Source organism: Dehalococcoidales bacterium (assembly GCA_035529395.1).
Lineage (GTDB): Bacteria > Chloroflexota > Dehalococcoidia > Dehalococcoidales > Fen-1064 > DUES01.
Genome location: DATKWT010000105.1, coordinates 14,913 through 32,269, shown reverse-complemented (window position 1 = coordinate 32,269; position 17,357 = coordinate 14,913). Strand labels below are relative to the sequence as shown.

The following is a 17,357-nucleotide window of genomic DNA, read 5'->3' as shown; positions in this document are numbered from 1 at the left end:
TGGTCGCCAAGGTCGCCTCCGACCTCTCCAAGCCGGACGGTCTCATCGAGGTGCCGACGGGAGATGAGAGAGCTTTCCTGGCACCTCTGGCTATCGATAAGCTGCCCGGAATCGGTAAGAAAACAGAACAGAGATTGAGGGGCCTCGGGGTGAAGACCATAGGTGAGCTATCACTTGTACCCCTGAAAGCCCTGAAAAGCCATTTTGGTGCGTCTGGTGAGGTGCTACACCGCCATTCGAACGGAATCGACAGCCGCAAAGTGTCGCCACCGGGCGAGGCGAAGTCCATCAGCCGGGAGACCACCTTCGACAAAGACCTCTCGGGACAGCCGATGCTGGAAGCAACCCTGCGTTATCTCAGCGAAAGGGTCGGCAGCGACCTGCGTCATCGTGGCAAGCAGGCGAAGTGCGTCACTCTGAAGCTGCGCTATGCTGATTTCACCACGATTACACGCAGTTACACCCTGTCACAGGCTACCGACGCCGACCAGTCGATATTCGATACTGGCGTCCAGCTGATGCGGAAGGCCCTCGCTGCGGAGAAGCAACCGGTACGCCTCATCGGCATCGGGGTGTCAAGCCTGGCGGAACCGAGTCGTCAACTGGCGATGCTGGAACCTTCCGGGAAGAGGCAGGAGCAGTTGAACCGGGCCATCGACCGCATCCGGGACAGGTACGGTTTCAGCGCCATCCAGACCGGCCGTACCCTGCGCCTGAGGGACATCTTCCCCCCGGACGACGGCGGTGACTATACCCTGCAGACGCCGGGGCTTTCGAGGTAGGGGGAACACAGTAGACTTGCCATCTCTATCCACCCTCCCTTATAATAGACTCCATCTGACTCAGGAGGATGTCATGAACAAGAAGCGTTTCATCATCGAGATGGGCACCGGGGTCGACCAGCACGGCCAGGACGTGACCGAGGCGGCCACCAAGGCGGTCAAGGACGCCGTCGCTCGTGTCTGCCTCATCGGCCTGTTGGAGCTGGTGGAGTTGAAAGGCCTAAACGGCATGCTCGTTGAGGTACTCGTTGCCTGTCCCCGCCCTGCAGATGTGGATACCGACGAAGTCCTCAAGACCCTGCCCTTCGGCCGGAAGGAAATAAAGGTGGTCGAGGGCGGCATGATTGTGCACGGCCACCAGGCCGCAAGTATGGGAGATAAATCAGACGAAATCATCGTGGCCAACGCAGCCGTCACGGTATGCGTTGATGCTGACAGGGCCGTCATAAGGAGCTAGTTCAGCCCAGCCACAGAAGAGGAGGCCGGTAAAGATGCCATCATATGCCTATTTCCACAACCAGATTGTACCCCTGGAAGAAGCCAAGCTCAGTGTCATGACCAACTTCATGCACTACGGCACGGGCGTCTTCGAGGGCATCCGGGGCAACTGGAACAGCGACCATAAGCAGCTATATCTGTTCCGCCTCGAGGAGCATTACCAGCGGATGCTGAATGGCTGCCATCTATTGAATATCGAACTGCCCCACACCCTGGAGGACCTCTGCCGGCTGACCGTGGAGGTGGTAGAGAAATGCGGCTTCGAGGAGGATGTCTACGTGCGCCCCCTTGCCTACAAAAGTGGCGAGGGAACCACCCAGGCCATGGGCGTGCGCCTCCATAATCTGGACAGTGATTTCCTGATGTTTGCCTTCCCCTGGGGACGCTACCTGGACACCGACCGTGCCAGGTGCTGCGTCTCTTCGTGGCGGTTCCCCGGTGAGGTGCCCCGTGCCAAGCTTACCGGCCTCTACGTGACCAACGCCGCCGCCAAGACCGAGGCCATTGAGAACGGTTTCGACGAGGCCATCATGTTGACGCCGAATGGACACGTCGCCGAGGGTAGCGGAGAGAACCTCTTCCTGGTAATTGATGGCAAGCTGGTGACACCGCCCGGCTCGGATGGCATACTGATTGGCATCACACGGGACGCCGCCATCACCCTGGCCAGGGAGGAACTGGGCATCGAGACAATAGAGAGGCATATCGCTCGCAATGAGCTCTACACTGCCGATGAGTGCTTCCTGACCGGCACCGCCGCCCACATCACCCCCGTCGCCGAAATAGACCACCGCAAGGTTGCCGACGGCGAAATCGGCAAGGTGACGGCAAAGCTGCAGGAGTTCTACCACGACGTTATCCTGAGCAACAACCCGAAGTACGCCGGCTGGTGCACGCCGGTATACAAGAAGTAGATACTATCCCGGAGGACCTGATGATAGTAAATGAGTTTGTAACCGGCGTGGTGGTATTCCTCATCGGTTACCTGCTGGGCTCAATGCCCTCGGCGTACATCTTCACCCGGATGTCCAGCGGCAAGGATATCCGGAAGCTGGGCGGGGGAAACGTCGGCGGGCTGAACACCTTCCGCGAAGTGGGCGCTCTGCCGGCCATAGCCGTCGGTATCATAGACTTCGGCAAGGGGGCAGCAGTGGTGGCAATTGCCCACTGGTTGCTAAAGGTGGACCCGGTCTACGTCTTCCTGGCGGCGGGGGCGGCAGTGGTGGGTCACAACTGGATGGTCTGGCTGAGATTCAGCGGCGGCAAGGGCATGGGGACCACAGTAGGTGCCCTGGTAGTCCTGATGCCGGTCTACGGCTACCTGACAGGGCTGTGGGTTCTGCTCGGCATAATCGCTGTGCCGTTTGCAATCACCCGCAATGTCGCCCTGTCCATGGGAATCGGTCTGGTAGTCCTGCCCTTCATTGCGTGGTTGGGGACACATTCGGGCCTGTTTGTCATCTGGTCGGTGATTGTGGGGCTGATTATTGCGGCAAAGTTTGCGCCCACGGCACTGAGGGTTATAGCTCAGAGTACGGGGGTCAGGGATTTCATCCGCGGACAATAGGCCGACGGGCTAGCTTGACGGTTGCTGGCCGACGAGGTTCCCCTGCAACGACCTCAACAGGCATATAACCTGACTGCTCTCTTCAAGCATGGTAGTACAGTTGTAGGCATCTTCGAGTAGCTGTCCGACGGCAAAACTACCATGGCCGTGCACCACCGCCACCAGATGTTCATTAAGGGCATCGGCAATTGTCTCGGCAAGCTCCCCGGATTTAACCATCGTGTTACAGCCCAGTACAGGAACCCGGCCCACCACTTCAAGGCCCTCGGCACAATTAGGGACAATCTCAGTGACCGTAAGCGATAGGGCGACGGCATGGGGCGGGTGGGCATGGATAATCGCCTGTGCCGGGGTTAACTGATAGATGGCACGGTGAACGGCCAGTTCGGACGAAGCCAGTGGTGTCGAACGGTCATTCTTACTGACCCCGGTCTCAATCAGGTCGTGTTCCTGGAGACAACCGAGCATGGCACCACGACGGGTGATAAGGATGCGATTCCTCAACCTGATACTAAGGTTACCAGTATGAGAGGCGACAAGCCCCCTGATAAACAGGTCGCGTCCTACTCTCTGGAACTGAGTCAGCATCTCTAACTTCCTGAATTAACGCCGATTCCCGCAACGCCCAATCAGACTACGGGTAGCAGGAACTACGCCTGACGAGGCTCACCATGCGTAATGTACACCCGTCAACGAAGTAATGTCAAACCGAAAGAAAGCACCGAACTGAAGCAGCCTGCGGGACAATGCCAAGTAATAAGCGCTAAGGCCACAGATGTCATTCTGAACGAAGTGAAGAATCTCTCTTGTTGCGGCAGAAAGTTCCGCTTCGTTCTGTTCAGAATGACCTGGTATATCTGTGCACCGCGGGACCTGCTACCGGCTATGCACCGGTTTCCTGCCCGCCGGCCAGAGCCTGGTTCAGTTTTTTCACGAGGCGCGCTTTCCGCCGGGCGGCATTGTTAGAATGGATGACACCCTTGGTCACAGCTTTGTCCAGGGAGTTGATGGCAACAGCCACAGCTTCCCGGGCGGCCTCAAGCTCTCCGGTGACGATAAGCCGTCCCGCCCGGACAACATTGCTCCGGCATTGGGTGCGGACCGACCTGTTGCGCTGGCGCCGCTCTTCACTCACGCGCACGTGTCTCTTGGCTGACTTGGTGATGGGCAATCTCTACCTCCTCGCTCCTTTGGTTCAACACCTTCCGATTACGCAGACCTAATCTGATATCAGGCCTAATCTGATATCAGACCTGACCTGGCATCAGGGGTATTTTCCGGTGGTACTCTCTGGTTGTGGCAACGTTTCAGGTCGGTGGGCTGGTCTCAACAGCGCTACCTTCACCTACCCGGGTGATATTCAAAACGCCCCGAATTCTCTCAGCCCTGGACAGGAGCTTGCTCAACTGCGGCAGGTCTCCTATCTCCACGGTAAGGAATATTGAAATCGTCTGGTCGTCGTTGTAGACCAGGTTCACGGCAACGATGTTGACCTTCTCCTCGGCGACCAGGGTACTGATATCGCGCATCATCCCTACTCTATCCCAGGCGTCCACCCTGACCTTGACCGGGTGCAGCACACTGGCCTTGCCCCATTCCACCGGGACCATTCGCTCTTTTTCCTCTTCATTGATGATGTTGCTGCAGTCCTTGCGGTGAACCGTCACGCCCCGACTCCGCGTGATATAACCGATAATTGCGTCGCCGGGCAGGGGATGACAGCACTGCGCCAGATTGGTGAGCATATCGCCCGCGCCCAGGACATTGACCTCAGAGTCCGTGCTCTTTGGCCGTGCCGTCTCGATAACCTTTGGCTCCTCTTCCTCCGCGGCCAGCCTGGCGGTAATCTGGTGAAGGGTAATCCCCCCATAGCCGATGGAATTGTAGAACTCGTCCAGGGTATCGTGTTTGAATAGCGCCGCCAGGTTCTCGCGTTCGCTGAACTTCATACCCAGCTGCCTCATCAGCTTCTCCAGAAGCTCCCGGCCCCGCTCTACATTTTCCGTCCGCTCCCGCTTCTTGAACCACTGCCGTATCTTCTCACGGGCGTGAGAAGTCTTAATGAAGCCCAGGTGAGAGTTCAGCCAGTCCCGGCTCGGTCCGCGGTCCGACTTGGCTGAGAGGACCTGGACGATATCACTATTGTTGAGTTCGTAGTTCAGCGGCACCATCCGCCCGTTCACCTTGGCGCCAATGCAGCGGTGTCCGAGGTCCGTGTGAATACGGTAGGCGAAATCAAGAGGGGTAGAACCCCTGGGCAGATCCTTGATTTCCCCCTTGGGCGTATAGACAAAGACCTGGTCACTGAATACGTCTGTCCTGACCGACTCCAGGAACTCCTCTGCGCCATGCAGCTCGCGGTGCCACTCAATCAACTGGCGCAGCCAGCCGACGCCATCCTCGACACCACCATCCGGCTTGCCGCCCTCCTTGTAATGCCAGTGAACCGCCACCCCATATTCGGAAACGTGGTGCATTTCATGGGTGCGTATCTGTACCTCCAGAGAGGTGGTGCCGTGACATATCACCGTGGTGTGCAGGGACTGGTATCCATTCGTTTTGGGAGTAGCTATGTAGTCGTTAAACTGCTCGGGCAGTGGGTGCCACAGGGCATGGACAATACCCAGGACAGTGTAGCAGTCTTTCACCGTGTCCACCAGCACCCGAAGTGCCAGCAGGTCATGAATATCGTCGAAGTCCTTACCGAGCGCAGCGTACCGCTCTATTTTGCGGTGTATGCTATAGAGGTGCTTGGGTCTACCAAACACCTCAGCCTTCAGGCCCGCTTGCTCTAACTCCGTGTTCAGTTGTTCCGTCACCTCGGTGATGAACTGCTCCCGGTCGGCACGTTTCTCGGCAAGCAGGCTGGCCGTCTGGTGGTACCTCTCTGTCTCCAGATAACGGAAACACAGGTCCTCAAGCTGCCACTTCATTTCCCATATCCCTAACCGGTGTGCCAGGGGAGCGTATATCTCCAGGGTCTCGCGCGCGATTCTCTGCTGTTTCTCCGCGTCGAGGGCGTAGAGAGTACGCATGTTGTGGAGACGGTCGGCCAGTTTGATGAAGACCACGCGCAGGTCCTCGGCCATGGCCACGAGCATCCTCCGAAGGTTTTCCGCCTGCACCGACCCGGTGGTGGTGCTGCCCCGGCGGGCCGTCTCCTCCGGTTCCTGCCAGGAGATTTTCCCAAGCTTGGTGGCAGCATTGACGAGCTTGGCAACTTCCGAGCCGAACTGGGCTTCAATCTCAGACGTGGGTATGTCGCAGTTCTCGGTAACGTCGTGCAGAAGGGCGGCCGCCAGCGAGTTGGCATCCAGCTCCAGCTCTGCCAGAATCAGGGCCGTCTGTAAGGGATGCTCGATATAAGGGTCGCCCGACTTCCGCATCTGCCCTTCGTGAGCACGGCTGGCGAATTCGTAGGCCCGCTCGACGATGGCAATCTTGGACGGCGGCAGATACTCCCGAGCCCTGTCTATCAACTGACTGACAACCACCGGTCACCCCGTTACGCCATTTCCTCACACTAAGTATAACGTAAGGGTAGTGCTTATACAAAAATAACAGGAACCAGCGCCCCTTCACAGGGGCCCCCTGTGAAGGGGCCTGCTTTACAAGCCTGACACCGATAGGGTAATCTAGCTTAGAGACGATACGGAGGGGGAGTATTGTACCGAGCACCACGCGGTACCACAGACATCCTGCCCGAGCAGCAGGCATACTGGCGCTACGTTGAGCAGAAGGCCGCCCGGATTTGCCGGCTCTACGGCTACGAGCGCATCGACTTGCCCATGTTTGAGGACACCGGGCTATTCACACGCGGCGTGGGAGAGGGCACCGATATCGTCGAGAAAGAGATGTACGTCTTTGAAGACCGGGGGGGCAACAGCCTGGCCCTGAGACCGGAGGGCACCGCCTCCGTATGCCGGGCCTACCTGGAGCATGGCCTCCACAACCGCCCCCAGCCGGTTAAGCTGTTCTATATCGGCCCTGCTTTCCGCTACGAGCGACCTCAAGCAGGAAGATACCGGCAGCACAACCAGTTCGGCTGCGAGGCTATCGGTGATGCCGACCCCGCCCTTGACGCCGAGGTTATCGACATGGCCTGGCAGTTCTTCTTCAGCCTGGGTCTGGGCCGCTTCACGGTGGTGATAAACAGCATCGGCTGCAGGAAGTGCCGCACGGAGTATCTATCGGCACTTAAAGAACACTACCACCCGCACATCGATGAAGTCTGCCCCGACTGCCATGTCCGTTTCCAGAAAAACCCGCTGCGGCTGCTGGACTGCAAGAACCCCCTGTGCCAGCCGATAGCGGACGGTGCACCGAAGAGCGCCGACTACCTCTGCTCCGAGTGCACCGGGCACTACGACGAGATGAAAAGACACCTTGGCGTCCTTGAAATCCCCTTTAAGGAAGACCGCCGCCTGGTCCGCGGATTCGATTACTATACTCGCACGGTATTCGAGGTGCAGCCCGAGGCAGGGGGGTCCCAGAGCTCTCTGGGCGGTGGCGGGAGGTATGACGGCCTGCTCGAAGAGCTGGGCGGAAAACCGACTCCAGGGGTCGGTTTCGCCACCGGCATCGAGCGCATGGTGCTCGGCCTGACCAGGGAGAATATCCCCGTACCCCCGATACCCGGTCCGGAGATCTTCATCGCTCACCTCGGCAACGAAGCCAGGGACGCCGCGATGAAACTGGCGACTACCCTGCGACGCAAAGGGGCGGCGGTACTGATATCAACCGGCGGTCGCAGCCTCAAGGCCCAGCTAAGGCAGGCAAACAACCTGGGCATCCCCAGGGTGGCCATCATCGGCGAGGATGAGGTCAGGACAGGCACGGTAATGCTGCGCGATATGACCACCTCCAGACAGGAAAGCGTGCCCGTGGAGAAGCTCCTGGAATTGGTGGCATAAACTGCCCTCAACCACTTCCATTTCTAGCAAGAATGTGCTATAATACAGCATGATGATTGATTCATCAACCTGCTTCACCTCACCTGCTGCACCAGCCTCGGTATCGCTTCTGTTTCTATCTCGACCCGGGCCGTGGTATGCGCGTTTTCAATCACGAAGGAGTCTACCGCTATGACACAGGATGCCCCGCCACAACCCGAACTGGTGAACAACGGTATCAACGGTCAGTACACTGCGAATGATATCCAGGTCCTGGGGGGCCGCGAAGCAATACGCCGTCGCCCGGGTATGTACATCGGCAGCACGGACCACCGCGGACTGCACCACCTGGTCTATGAGATAGTCTACAACAGCGTGGACGAAGCCATGGCCGGCTTCTGCACCAGGATTGATATCATCATCCACCCGGATAGTTCGGTCACAGTAAAAGACAACGGCCGCGGCATCCCCGTGGACATTCACCCCACAACCAATACATCCGCGCTGGAAACGGTGATGACGGTACTGCACGCCGGGGCCAAGTTCGGCGGCAAGACCTACCAGGTATCCGGTGGTTTGCACGGCGTCGGTGCTTCCGTGGTCAACGCTCTGTCTTCCTGGTGCAAGGTGGACGTCAGGCTGGACGGCAAGGTCTACCACCAGGAGTACCTGCGGGGGATACCGCAGGGCGATGTCATCGCAGTTGGTGAGACCACCGACCCCAACGGCACCACGACCAGCTTCCTTTCCGATGCGGAAATCTTCGACGACGCCAGGTATGATTACAACACCCTCAGTGAGCGTATACGGGAAATCGCATACCTCAACAGCGACCTTGAGATATACTTCCGGGACGAGCGACGTGACAGCGAGCTAACCTACTACTTCGAAGGGGGCATCACCAGCTTCGTCCGCCACCTTAACCGGAATCGTGTACTGCGCCACCAGCAGCCAATACACATCAACAAGCCGGCGAACAGCACCATCGTCGAAGTGGCTCTCCAGTATCATGACGGCTTCAGTGAGTCCACCTACAGCTTTGCCAACTGTGTTAATACTATCGACGGGGGCACTCATCTCACCGGCTTCCGCTCCGCGCTAACCCGCGCCCTGAACGACTACGCCCGCAAGAACAAGTTCCTCAAGGAGGACGACCCCAACCTTTCCGGAGACGATGTCAGAGAAGGACTTACCGCCGTCATCAGTGTCAAGATACACGAGCCACAGTTCGAGGGACAGACCAAGGCCAAACTCGGTAACCCGGAAGTGAAGGGGCAGGTCGAGAGCGTTGTTGGCGAGGGGCTTTCGCTCTACTTCGATGAGCACCCGGACGACGTCAAGAGGATAATTGACAAGTGCCTCCTCTCCGCCAAGGCCAGGGAGGCCGCCCGGAAAGCCAGGGAACTTATCGTCCGCAAGAACAGCCTGGACACCGGCACCCTGCCGGGGAAACTGGCCGATTGCTCGGAGAAGGAGCCTTCTCTCTGCGAGGTATACCTTGTCGAGGGCGACTCCGCCGGTGGCTCTGCCAAGCAAGGCAGGAACCGGCGGTTCCAGGCGATTCTACCCCTGTGGGGCAAGATACTGAACGTGGAAAAGGCACCGCCGGACAAGATGCTGGCCCATGATGCCATCCGGGCTATCATTACCGCCCTGGGGACCGGCATCGACGAGGAGCTTGACCTGGCCAGGCTGCGCTATCACAAGGTTATCCTGATGGCGGACGCCGACGTCGACGGCGCCCACATCCGCACCCTGATGCTGACCTTCTTCTTCCGGCACATGTTCGAGTTGATCAACAACGGGCACCTCTTCATTGCCCAGCCGCCGCTCTACCGTATCACCGCCGCCAAGTTCGAGAAGTGGGTATACTCCGACCCGGAGAAGGACGAGGTGCTCGAAGGCCTCAAGGGAAAGAGGGTGAGCCTCCAGCGCTACAAGGGCCTGGGTGAAATGAACACGGAGCAACTCTGGGAGACCACCATGGACCCGTCGACCCGCACCCTGCTCGAGGTCACCATCGATGATGCCTCCAAGGCCGACCACATGTTTTCCATGCTGATGGGTGGGGAGGTCCCGCCGCGCAAAGCCTTCATTCTGGCCCACGCCAAGAGCGTCAAGAACCTGGATGTGTAGAAATCCGTACTGCCGACTGTATCCCGTCGACTGCCCACGCCGCTAAGCCTACCGCCCCGTCAGATACAGCCCGTGCTCCCTGATATAGTCCTCCACCACCTGAGGGACCAGACCGGTGACAGAAACGCCACGGGTGACACGCTCCCTGATGTCGGAGGCGCTGATGTCCACCTGCGGCTTGTCGAGCATTATCACTCTTTCTGACAGCCCCGGAATACTGCCTTCCAGGGCGGCAAGGTCAGGTCTGGTAGCGCCCGGCCTGGGCACGGCCACCAGGCGGCACAGCCTGATGATGCGCTCCGGAGCATGCCACCGGGGAAGCTGGGACAGGCCGTCCCACCCCAGGATAAAGTAGACGTCATCTCCGGTACCAAGCCTGTGCCATATCTCGGCCAGGGTATCGAGAGTATAAGAGGGCCCTTCACGCTCTACCTCCATAGTGGAAGTGCTGTAGTAGGCAATACCGGCAGTGGCCAGGCGTACCATGGCCACGCGGTGCTCGGCCGGAGAGACCGGAGTGTCCGCCTTCAGCCACGGCTGGCCGGCAGGCACAAACAGGACCTCGTTCAAGTCCAGCCTGTCTTTGACCTCCTCGGCCACAGCCAGGTGCCCGTTGTGGATAGGGTCGAAGGTACCACCGAGCAAGCCCAGCTTCATCCCGTCACCATTCCCATTCCAGCTCTCCGCAGCGGACCTTATCTCCCGGCCTGGCACCGGCCTTCTTCAACGCACGGTTCAGTCCCAGACGGGTTAGCTGGCGGTTGAGCTGGGCACGCATCGCGGAGCTGGTCACGTCACCCCTCGTAATGATTCGCTCCAGTACCGGTGCGTTGAGTATGTAGGTATCTCCTTCCTTATCCACGGAAACACTATCTCCCCTGGGCCGTGGGCGGAATACCTTCCCGGGAATCTCCCTGCCGCTGTCGCCCACATCCTTGAGCATCTGCATCGCCCGTTCCATTAACCCGGCAACACCCTCTCCGGTCGCTGCCGACACCGGCACCGGTACGATACCGGCATCGCCAAATACACGCCTTATCTCCGGCAATCTTGCCTGAGCCTCGGGCAGGTCAATCTTGTTTACCACCACCAGCTGGGGCTTCCGTCCCAGAGCAGCGTCGAACAGACCAAGCTCAGTGTTAACCCGGACCATATCCTCAACCGGCGACTCGGAGCTACCGTCGACCACGTGAATGAACATTCGGGTACGCGTTGCGTGGCGCAGGAAATCATGACCGAGGCCGCGTCCTGCATGAGCACCCTCTATCAGACCGGGGATTTCAGCGAGCACAAAGACCTCCAGACTCACCTCAACAACTCCGACCACCGGCTCCTTCGTCGTGAACGGATAGCCGGCGATTCTGGGTTTGGCTGCCGATGCCGCAGCCAGGAGAGTTGATTTACCCACGTTGGGATACCCGATAATGCCAACATCAGCAATCAGACGCAGTTCCAGGAGCAGGGTCCTTTCCTCACCGGGGTCTCCCTTCTGGGCAATCTGGGGCGCTTGATTCGTCGACGAAGCAAAGTGGGTGTTGCCCAGCCCTGCTTTGCCTCCCCTGGCGACTACCACTCGCTGCCCGGGCTGCTCCAGGTCAGCCAGAAGGGCATCGTCTCCCGGCCGGTCCTTGTCCAGTATCATTGTTCCCAGAGGTACCATTAGAAACAGGTCTTCTCCTCGTGGCCCATGCTTCTTCCTCCCCTGTCCGTTTCCACCACGCCCCGCTTTATAGGACGCCTTACGGCGAAATGTAAGCAGGTTGGTAACACTGGCGTCAGCCACAATGACCACGTTACCCCCGTCGCCACCATCGCCACCATCAGGCCCCCCGTAGGGGACATACTTCTCCCTGCGAAAGCTTATCGCACCGCTACCCCCGATGCCGGCCCTGACCTTAATCTCAGCAGTATCGAACATACTCCCGCACTAACCAAACATCCGTTACAAGTAATAAATAAAAAACTACTATTCTAAATTTGTTGTATGGTGGGACTATTCTTATTACTAATACTAGCACGTATCTGTGTAACTTTGAATTTGCTGGCAAGGTAAGATTGCGACAAGAATATGGGTGTGACCCCGACGGCGTTATCGAAAGGGGGAGCAAGTTATTGAAAAACTGTGTCCGACCATCCAAATCCTGCGGGGGGTCTGTTAATTTGCCGTACGTGAGGGCGAGTGAAGCTTCTGCTGGATATTGAATACCTGCCGTCTCAGGTGGGGGTCATTACCGATATTGTTGGCAATCTTTTCATAGGCGTAGCTGATAGTCGACGGACTCCGGCCACCCAACTCCCTGCCGATATCCGCCAGGGAGCATTCGGTTTCCTGCCTGATAATGTACATGGTTACCTGTCGAGCCAGGACGGTAGCCTCGTCCCTTTTCCGTCCCCTGATTTCAGCAAGGGGCATCTGGAAGCTTGAGGCCACGGCCTCGACAATCTGCGGTGGAGTGAGTCGCGCCGGTGGAGGCTCCTTGCTGGCGATGTCGTCCAGAGCTCGGGTGGCCATCTCAGGGGTAATCAGGGTTTTCATAAGCCTGGCGTAGGCAACGATACGGTTCAGGGAACCCTCGAGTCGTCTGATGTTCTCCTTGACCTGGAGTGCGATGAGTTCGAGAACGTCCGGCATAATCTCCACACCATCCCGCTTCGCTTTCGCCTGCAGGATGGACAGGCGTGTATCGAAGTCGGGCGGCTGGAGGTCGGTAACCAGACCCCATTCGAAGCGGGAGCGCATTTGTTCCTGGATTTGTGGTATCGACCGCGGCGGGCAGTCGCAGGTGACGGCAACCTGACGGTTGGCAGCATGTAGTGCGTTGAAAGTATGGAAGAAGTTCTCTCTGGTGCGTTCCTTGCCGCCGAAGAACTGGACATCATCTACCATGAGTACGTCAACGCTGCGGTACTTCCTGCGGAATTCCTCGGTTTCACCGCCGCGTATGGCGCTGACGAGTTCGTTGGTGAACTGTTCCGCGCTGACGTAAAGAGCGTCAAGCCCCTCGGCCGTGGCAGCATGTCCGATAGCGTGCAGGAGGTGGGTCTTGCCCATCCCGGCCGGTCCGTGGATAAACAGGGGATTGTAGGCTTTCCCGGGGTTCTCAACTACCTTCTGCGCGGCGGAGTAGGCAAGCTGGTTGGAACTACCGACAACAAAGGTTTCAAAAGTGTACTTCGGATTGAATAGAGGAAGAGGCCTGCTCTGGCCTGGGACACCGGCTTCTCCAGCTTTACCGGCTCTACCGGCCTCGCCGGCATAACCGGTTTTGTCGGTAAAACCGGCAGCTACCTGGAAATGAACCTTGATCTCGCTCCTGGTCAGTCCGGTGAGCACCTTCTCCACCAGGGAGCGCAGGTTCCTCTCGAGAAACTCGGCAACGAAAGTGTTCGGTACCCCGACTGCGAACTCACTATCCTGGAAGCTCAGGCCAACCGTTCCTTCCAACCAGGTCCGGAAGTTGGGCCCGTTGACATCGATTTCCAGCTCACCGAGAGCGGTCTCCCATATCTGCTGCGCCGACCTAGTTGTCATCGAGCCGCAATCCATTGGTCATACAATCTCAACAGTCTCCAATATACACGCATAGACGCCACAGATATGATAGAAGTGATTTAGTCTTGAGGTTCTGGATGGAGAAGCAAAACAACTACTCCAGAATAGTTGTTGATAACACGGATGGCAAAGGTTCTGACAGCCGTTGCCGGTGGTTCTGGAAATCTGTTTTCACCGTCCTCCTCCCTTGGAAGGTCTGCCGTCCTCTCTTTTAGTCGCAATATCTCGTCCATAGATACGAATTGCCAGCAGTCTATTTTATCCCCACCATTGTCCCGATGTGCCAGTTCATGCTCATAAGTGCCCCCTGTTCACGTGTGGATAACTCCCTCTGGCAGGAGGCACCAAGCCGGGCGTCCATTATTAAGACGTCCTCTGTGACTTATGAGTAGCTCCTGGCTTGCGTTTTACCGGGGGATTCTCAGTACGGCAAATGCCAGTGGGCCAGTTGTTGGCAAGTCCTTAAGGTGCTAAAATCGGGTGGTTGGAGGTCCACAGTGAGGATTGTCTTTATGGGTACTCCCGGGTTCGCCGTTACTCCGCTGGAGCAACTGGTAGATAATGGCTATCAGGTGGTTGCGGTTTACACACAGCCGGATAGGGCCGCGGGGAGAGGGCGTTCCCTGGTCGCACCGCCGCTGAAGAAGGCCGCCCTGGCGCGGGGACTGCCGGTGATGCAGCCGGCCAGTATGAAGCGCGGTCCGGTGGCGGAGGAGATGGCCGGTTTGCAGCCCGATGTTATCGTGGTCGCTGCCTTCGGTCAGATACTGCCCCGGCCTGTTCTCAATATACCGCCTCTCGGTTGTGTCAATATCCACCCATCGCTGCTTCCCAGGTACCGTGGGACGGCACCGGTGCCGGGGGCTATCCTGAATGGGGACACGTTTACCGGTGTGAGTATTATGCTGATGGACCCGGGCATGGACACCGGTCCCGTACTGAGTCGGGCGCAGATTCCCATCGCACCCGCGGATACCACCGGCTCACTGATGTCCAGGCTGTCCCTGATTGGCGCTCAAACGCTGCTCGACGTCCTGCCGCGGCTTGCCCGGGGCGAGATTGTCCCGCAGCCGCAGGATGAAGACCAGGCGACCTATACCAGCCTCATCAGCAAAGATGCCGGGGGAATCGACTGGAAACTACCGGCGATAGATATTGCGCGGCGGGTACGCGCCTTTCAGCCGTGGCCGGTGTGCTATACCACCTGGCAGGGGCGACAGCTCAAGGTGCTTGAGGCGGTACATCCGGCGATGGACGCCGTCTCTCCTCGGGAAGAAGACTCCCGGGAAGCAGGGCGGGTTGTGGCTCTCAAGGGCAGGGCGACCGCCTTTGGTGTTATCACCGGGGATGGTATCCTCGGTGTGGTCCGCGTGCAAATGGAGGGGAAACGTGTCATGTCCGCTGCCGAGTTCATGCGTGGGCAGAGGGACTTTATCGGCGCCGTGCTGCCATCTGCCTGACACGGGGCCAGTGAGGAGGGTACATTGTCGCTACCGGAGAATATGAACGAGTTCAGTGCCCTGGTGGATATTATCGCCATGCTGCGCGGTCCGGACGGTTGTCCCTGGGACAGGCAGCAGACGCACCGCTCGCTGCGGGCGACGTTCCTGCAGGAATGCTATGAGGTGCTGGCTGCTCTGGATTCCGGGGATGTGGCGGCTCTGCGTGAGGAGCTTGGTGACCTGCTACTCCACATTGTCCTCCAGGCGCAGATTGCGGCCGAGGCCGGTGAGTTTGATATCGGGGACGTAATAGAGGGCATCAGTAAGAAGTTGGTGTACCGGCATCCCCACGTTTTTGGTGATGGAGATGCCAGGGATGCCGAGGAAGTGGCGCGTAACTGGGAGAGTCTGAAAAAGGCGGAGAAGGGAACGGCTTACTCGATTCTGGACAGCGTCTCGGGAGAGATGCCCGCGCTGAGCTACAGCCAGGAGGTCCAGCACCGGGTGGCGCAGGTGGGGTTCGACTGGGAGGATGACGAAGGCGTTATCGATAAACTGGCCGAAGAGATACGGGAGTTCCGGGAGGCTGAAGGTCTGGAACGCCGCACACAGGAGTTTGGCGACCTGCTGTTCACCCTGGCGAACATTGCCCGCCGCCAGGATATGGACCTGGAAACAGCCCTGCGGGAGGCCAACCGGAAGTTCTACCGCCGCTTTGCCCGCATGGAAGAGGTCTGCCGCCAGCGAGGGATCAGCTTCGGGGATCTGTCCTTTGACGAGCAGAACACCCTCTGGGAAGAGGCCAAGAAGGTGGTGGGGGAGCAGGAGTAATCCTGGAGAACCTTATCAGCATACTAAAAGTTTAACCTATGTGCCTGTACTAAAGTGTTACCTATGTCCCAGTTGCACAGGGGATAGGGCCTCCACCAGTGAAAGGTCCCGGGTAGTCTGACCGATACTCCAGTAGGGCTGGGCAAGAGTCATTCGCACCTTAGGGAGAGCCGGGCTATTCCGGCAAGGGCAAGGAGGGCCGCAGCCTTAAATACATGCACGAGATGGCACAGATGTGCTATTATTGTTACAGGAATTGATGGTCGGGGCGAGAGGATTCGAACCTCCGGCCTCAGCGACCCGAACACTGCGCTCTAACCTGGCTGAGCTACGCCCCGACACGATATTATAGGCTGAATCGACGTTATATGCAAGGTAGCTTCATGAAATACTGTGTTTTAATAATGGATGGTGCCGCCGGCCTGCCGTTGCCGGAGCACGGCGGTCGTACCTCTCTGGAGCTGGCGGATACCCCGAACCTGGACTCCATGGCCGGAGACGGCGTGGTGGGGCTGGTGCGTACCGTGCCGGAGGGAATGGAGCCTTCCAGTGCCTGCGCCTGCATGTCCGTACTTGGCTATGACCCCGGGCAATACTACCGAGGCCGTGCGGTAATCGAGGCCAGGAGCATGGGCATCCCGGTTGGCAGGGGTGAGGTTGTCTTCCGGTGCAATCTGGTGGCGGTCCGTGATGGCCGCATGTGGAGCTATGGTTCCGGTCACATAAGCACCGGGGAAGCGGAGCAACTCGTGGATGCCCTCAACCGGAGCCTGGGCAGCGAAGATGTACACTTCTACCCCGGGGTCAGCTACCGCCACATCTGCAAGCTGAAGGGCAGGAGAGACACCCTCAGAGCTGTCTGCACTCCGCCGCATGACATCCCTGACCAGCCGATAGACGTTCACCTGCCCCGTGGCCGTGGTAGCCGCTACCTCAGGGAACTGATGACGGCCTCACAGGAAGTACTCCGGGAGCACCCGGTGAATGCGGCCCGCGCGGCCCGTGGTGAAATACCGGCCACGACCATCTGGCTGTTCTGGGGAAGCGGTACTGCACTGGCGATGCCAGCCTTCAGACTGCATCACGGTCTCAGTGCGGCCATGACCTCAGCGGTCGACCTGCTTAACGGCCTGGCACGAATGGCGCAGATTGATGTGCTGAGCATACCGGGCGTTACCGACAGCCTGGATAACGACTGTACCGCCCAGGCGGAAGGTGCACTGGGGGCACTTGATGACCATGACCTTGTCGTCGTTCATATTGAAGCCCCGGATGAGGCCGCCCATGTCGGCTCGGTAAAGGATAAGGTTGAAGCCATCCAGCGGATAGACCGGGAGGTCGTCAGCCGGCTCCTGGCCTGGAACGGGGGGCCGTTGCGCATGTTAATTCTACCTGACCACCCCACTCCGGTGACGCTCCGGACACACACTGCCGAGCCTGTGCCGTTTATACTCTGGGGAAAAGGGTTCGACGGCAACGGGGCGACAGCGTTCACCGAGGCCGAGGCCGGCAGCACCGGGTTGTCTATTAACCCTGGCTATAATATCATGAGTATGTTGATTCACTGAATCAGACGGATGCTGGTGGGAGCATGAATTGCCGCGCCACTACCAGGCAACGCCAGTCCCAGTATGAGATACCTCTGCTTCTTGGGGG

15 protein-coding genes and 1 tRNA gene are annotated in these 17,357 nt (G+C 58.5%); 9 read left to right on the top strand and 7 right to left on the bottom strand.

What is annotated here, in order from left to right; all coding sequences use genetic code 11:
• From VMW13_06890 to VMW13_06875, 4 genes are all read left to right on the top strand, one after another.
• Window positions 1-782: DNA polymerase IV (locus VMW13_06890; GenBank protein HUV44539.1), on the top strand; the 782-nt coding region annotated here is incomplete at its 5' end.
• Window positions 783-855: 73 nt separating this feature from the next.
• Window positions 856-1,239, top strand: coding sequence for a Lin0512 family protein (locus tag VMW13_06885; GenBank protein ID HUV44538.1), 384 nt, complete (start codon window positions 856-858; stop codon window positions 1,237-1,239).
• Between the two features lie 34 nt (window positions 1,240-1,273).
• Window positions 1,274-2,194, top strand: coding sequence for a branched-chain amino acid transaminase (locus VMW13_06880; protein ID HUV44537.1), 921 nt, complete (start codon window positions 1,274-1,276; stop codon window positions 2,192-2,194).
• A gap of 20 nt (window positions 2,195-2,214) precedes the next feature.
• Window positions 2,215-2,847 carry a glycerol-3-phosphate acyltransferase gene (locus tag VMW13_06875; GenBank protein ID HUV44536.1) on the top strand — a complete coding sequence of 211 codons (633 nt, stop codon included), beginning with the start codon at window positions 2,215-2,217 and terminating at the stop codon, window positions 2,845-2,847.
• A 9-nt stretch (window positions 2,848-2,856) separates the two neighbouring features.
• Here VMW13_06875 and VMW13_06870 read toward each other — a convergent pair whose 3' ends face one another.
• The 3 genes from VMW13_06870 to VMW13_06860 all read right to left on the bottom strand — a co-directional run bounded on the left by VMW13_06870 (window position 2,857) and on the right by VMW13_06860 (window position 6,341).
• Window positions 2,857-3,435, bottom strand: a complete 579-nt coding sequence (locus tag VMW13_06870) for an aldolase (protein HUV44535.1) — start codon at window positions 3,433-3,435, stop codon at window positions 2,857-2,859.
• A gap of 295 nt (window positions 3,436-3,730) precedes the next feature.
• Window positions 3,731-4,018 carry a 30S ribosomal protein S20 gene (gene rpsT, locus VMW13_06865; protein ID HUV44534.1) on the bottom strand — a complete coding sequence of 96 codons (288 nt, stop codon included), beginning with the start codon at window positions 4,016-4,018 and terminating at the stop codon, window positions 3,731-3,733.
• Between the two features lie 136 nt (window positions 4,019-4,154).
• The gene (locus tag VMW13_06860) at window positions 4,155-6,341 is read right to left on the bottom strand and encodes a bifunctional (p)ppGpp synthetase/guanosine-3',5'-bis(diphosphate) 3'-pyrophosphohydrolase (GenBank protein ID HUV44533.1); all 2,187 of its coding nucleotides are present in this window, start codon (window positions 6,339-6,341) and stop codon (window positions 4,155-4,157) included.
• A 171-nt stretch (window positions 6,342-6,512) separates the two neighbouring features.
• Between VMW13_06860 and hisS the strand changes: the two genes are divergently transcribed.
• A complete protein-coding gene (gene hisS, locus VMW13_06855; GenBank protein HUV44532.1) occupies window positions 6,513-7,760 on the top strand; it encodes a histidine--tRNA ligase in 1,248 nt (415 codons plus the stop codon).
• Between the two features lie 171 nt (window positions 7,761-7,931).
• Entirely contained in the window at window positions 7,932-9,875 is a 1,944-nt protein-coding gene (gene gyrB / locus VMW13_06850) for a DNA topoisomerase (ATP-hydrolyzing) subunit B (protein ID HUV44531.1), read from the top strand.
• 48 nt (window positions 9,876-9,923) lie between these two features.
• Here the strand turns inward: gyrB and nadD are convergent, their stop codons facing one another.
• From nadD to dnaA, 3 genes are all read right to left on the bottom strand, one after another.
• A complete protein-coding gene (nadD, locus tag VMW13_06845; protein ID HUV44530.1) occupies window positions 9,924-10,532 on the bottom strand; it encodes a nicotinate-nucleotide adenylyltransferase in 609 nt (202 codons plus the stop codon).
• Between the two features lie 4 nt (window positions 10,533-10,536).
• Entirely contained in the window at window positions 10,537-11,793 is a 1,257-nt protein-coding gene (gene obgE, locus VMW13_06840) for a GTPase ObgE (protein ID HUV44529.1), read from the bottom strand.
• Window positions 11,794-12,030: 237 nt separating this feature from the next.
• Entirely contained in the window at window positions 12,031-13,407 is a 1,377-nt protein-coding gene (dnaA, locus tag VMW13_06835; protein HUV44528.1) for a chromosomal replication initiator protein DnaA, read from the bottom strand.
• A 518-nt stretch (window positions 13,408-13,925) separates the two neighbouring features.
• On the opposite strand from dnaA, the gene fmt reads away from it, so the two are divergent.
• Window positions 13,926-14,888, top strand: a complete 963-nt coding sequence (gene fmt, locus VMW13_06830; GenBank protein HUV44527.1) for a methionyl-tRNA formyltransferase — start codon at window positions 13,926-13,928, stop codon at window positions 14,886-14,888.
• 24 nt (window positions 14,889-14,912) lie between these two features.
• A complete protein-coding gene (gene mazG / locus VMW13_06825) occupies window positions 14,913-15,701 on the top strand; it encodes a nucleoside triphosphate pyrophosphohydrolase (protein HUV44526.1) in 789 nt (262 codons plus the stop codon).
• Window positions 15,702-15,961: 260 nt separating this feature from the next.
• Here mazG and VMW13_06820 read toward each other — a convergent pair.
• A tRNA-Pro gene (locus VMW13_06820) sits at window positions 15,962-16,039 on the bottom strand.
• 45 nt (window positions 16,040-16,084) lie between these two features.
• Between VMW13_06820 and VMW13_06815 the strand changes: the two genes are divergently transcribed.
• Window positions 16,085-17,269, top strand: a complete 1,185-nt coding sequence (locus tag VMW13_06815) for a cofactor-independent phosphoglycerate mutase (protein ID HUV44525.1) — start codon at window positions 16,085-16,087, stop codon at window positions 17,267-17,269.
• Window positions 17,270-17,357 lie beyond the last annotated feature (88 nt).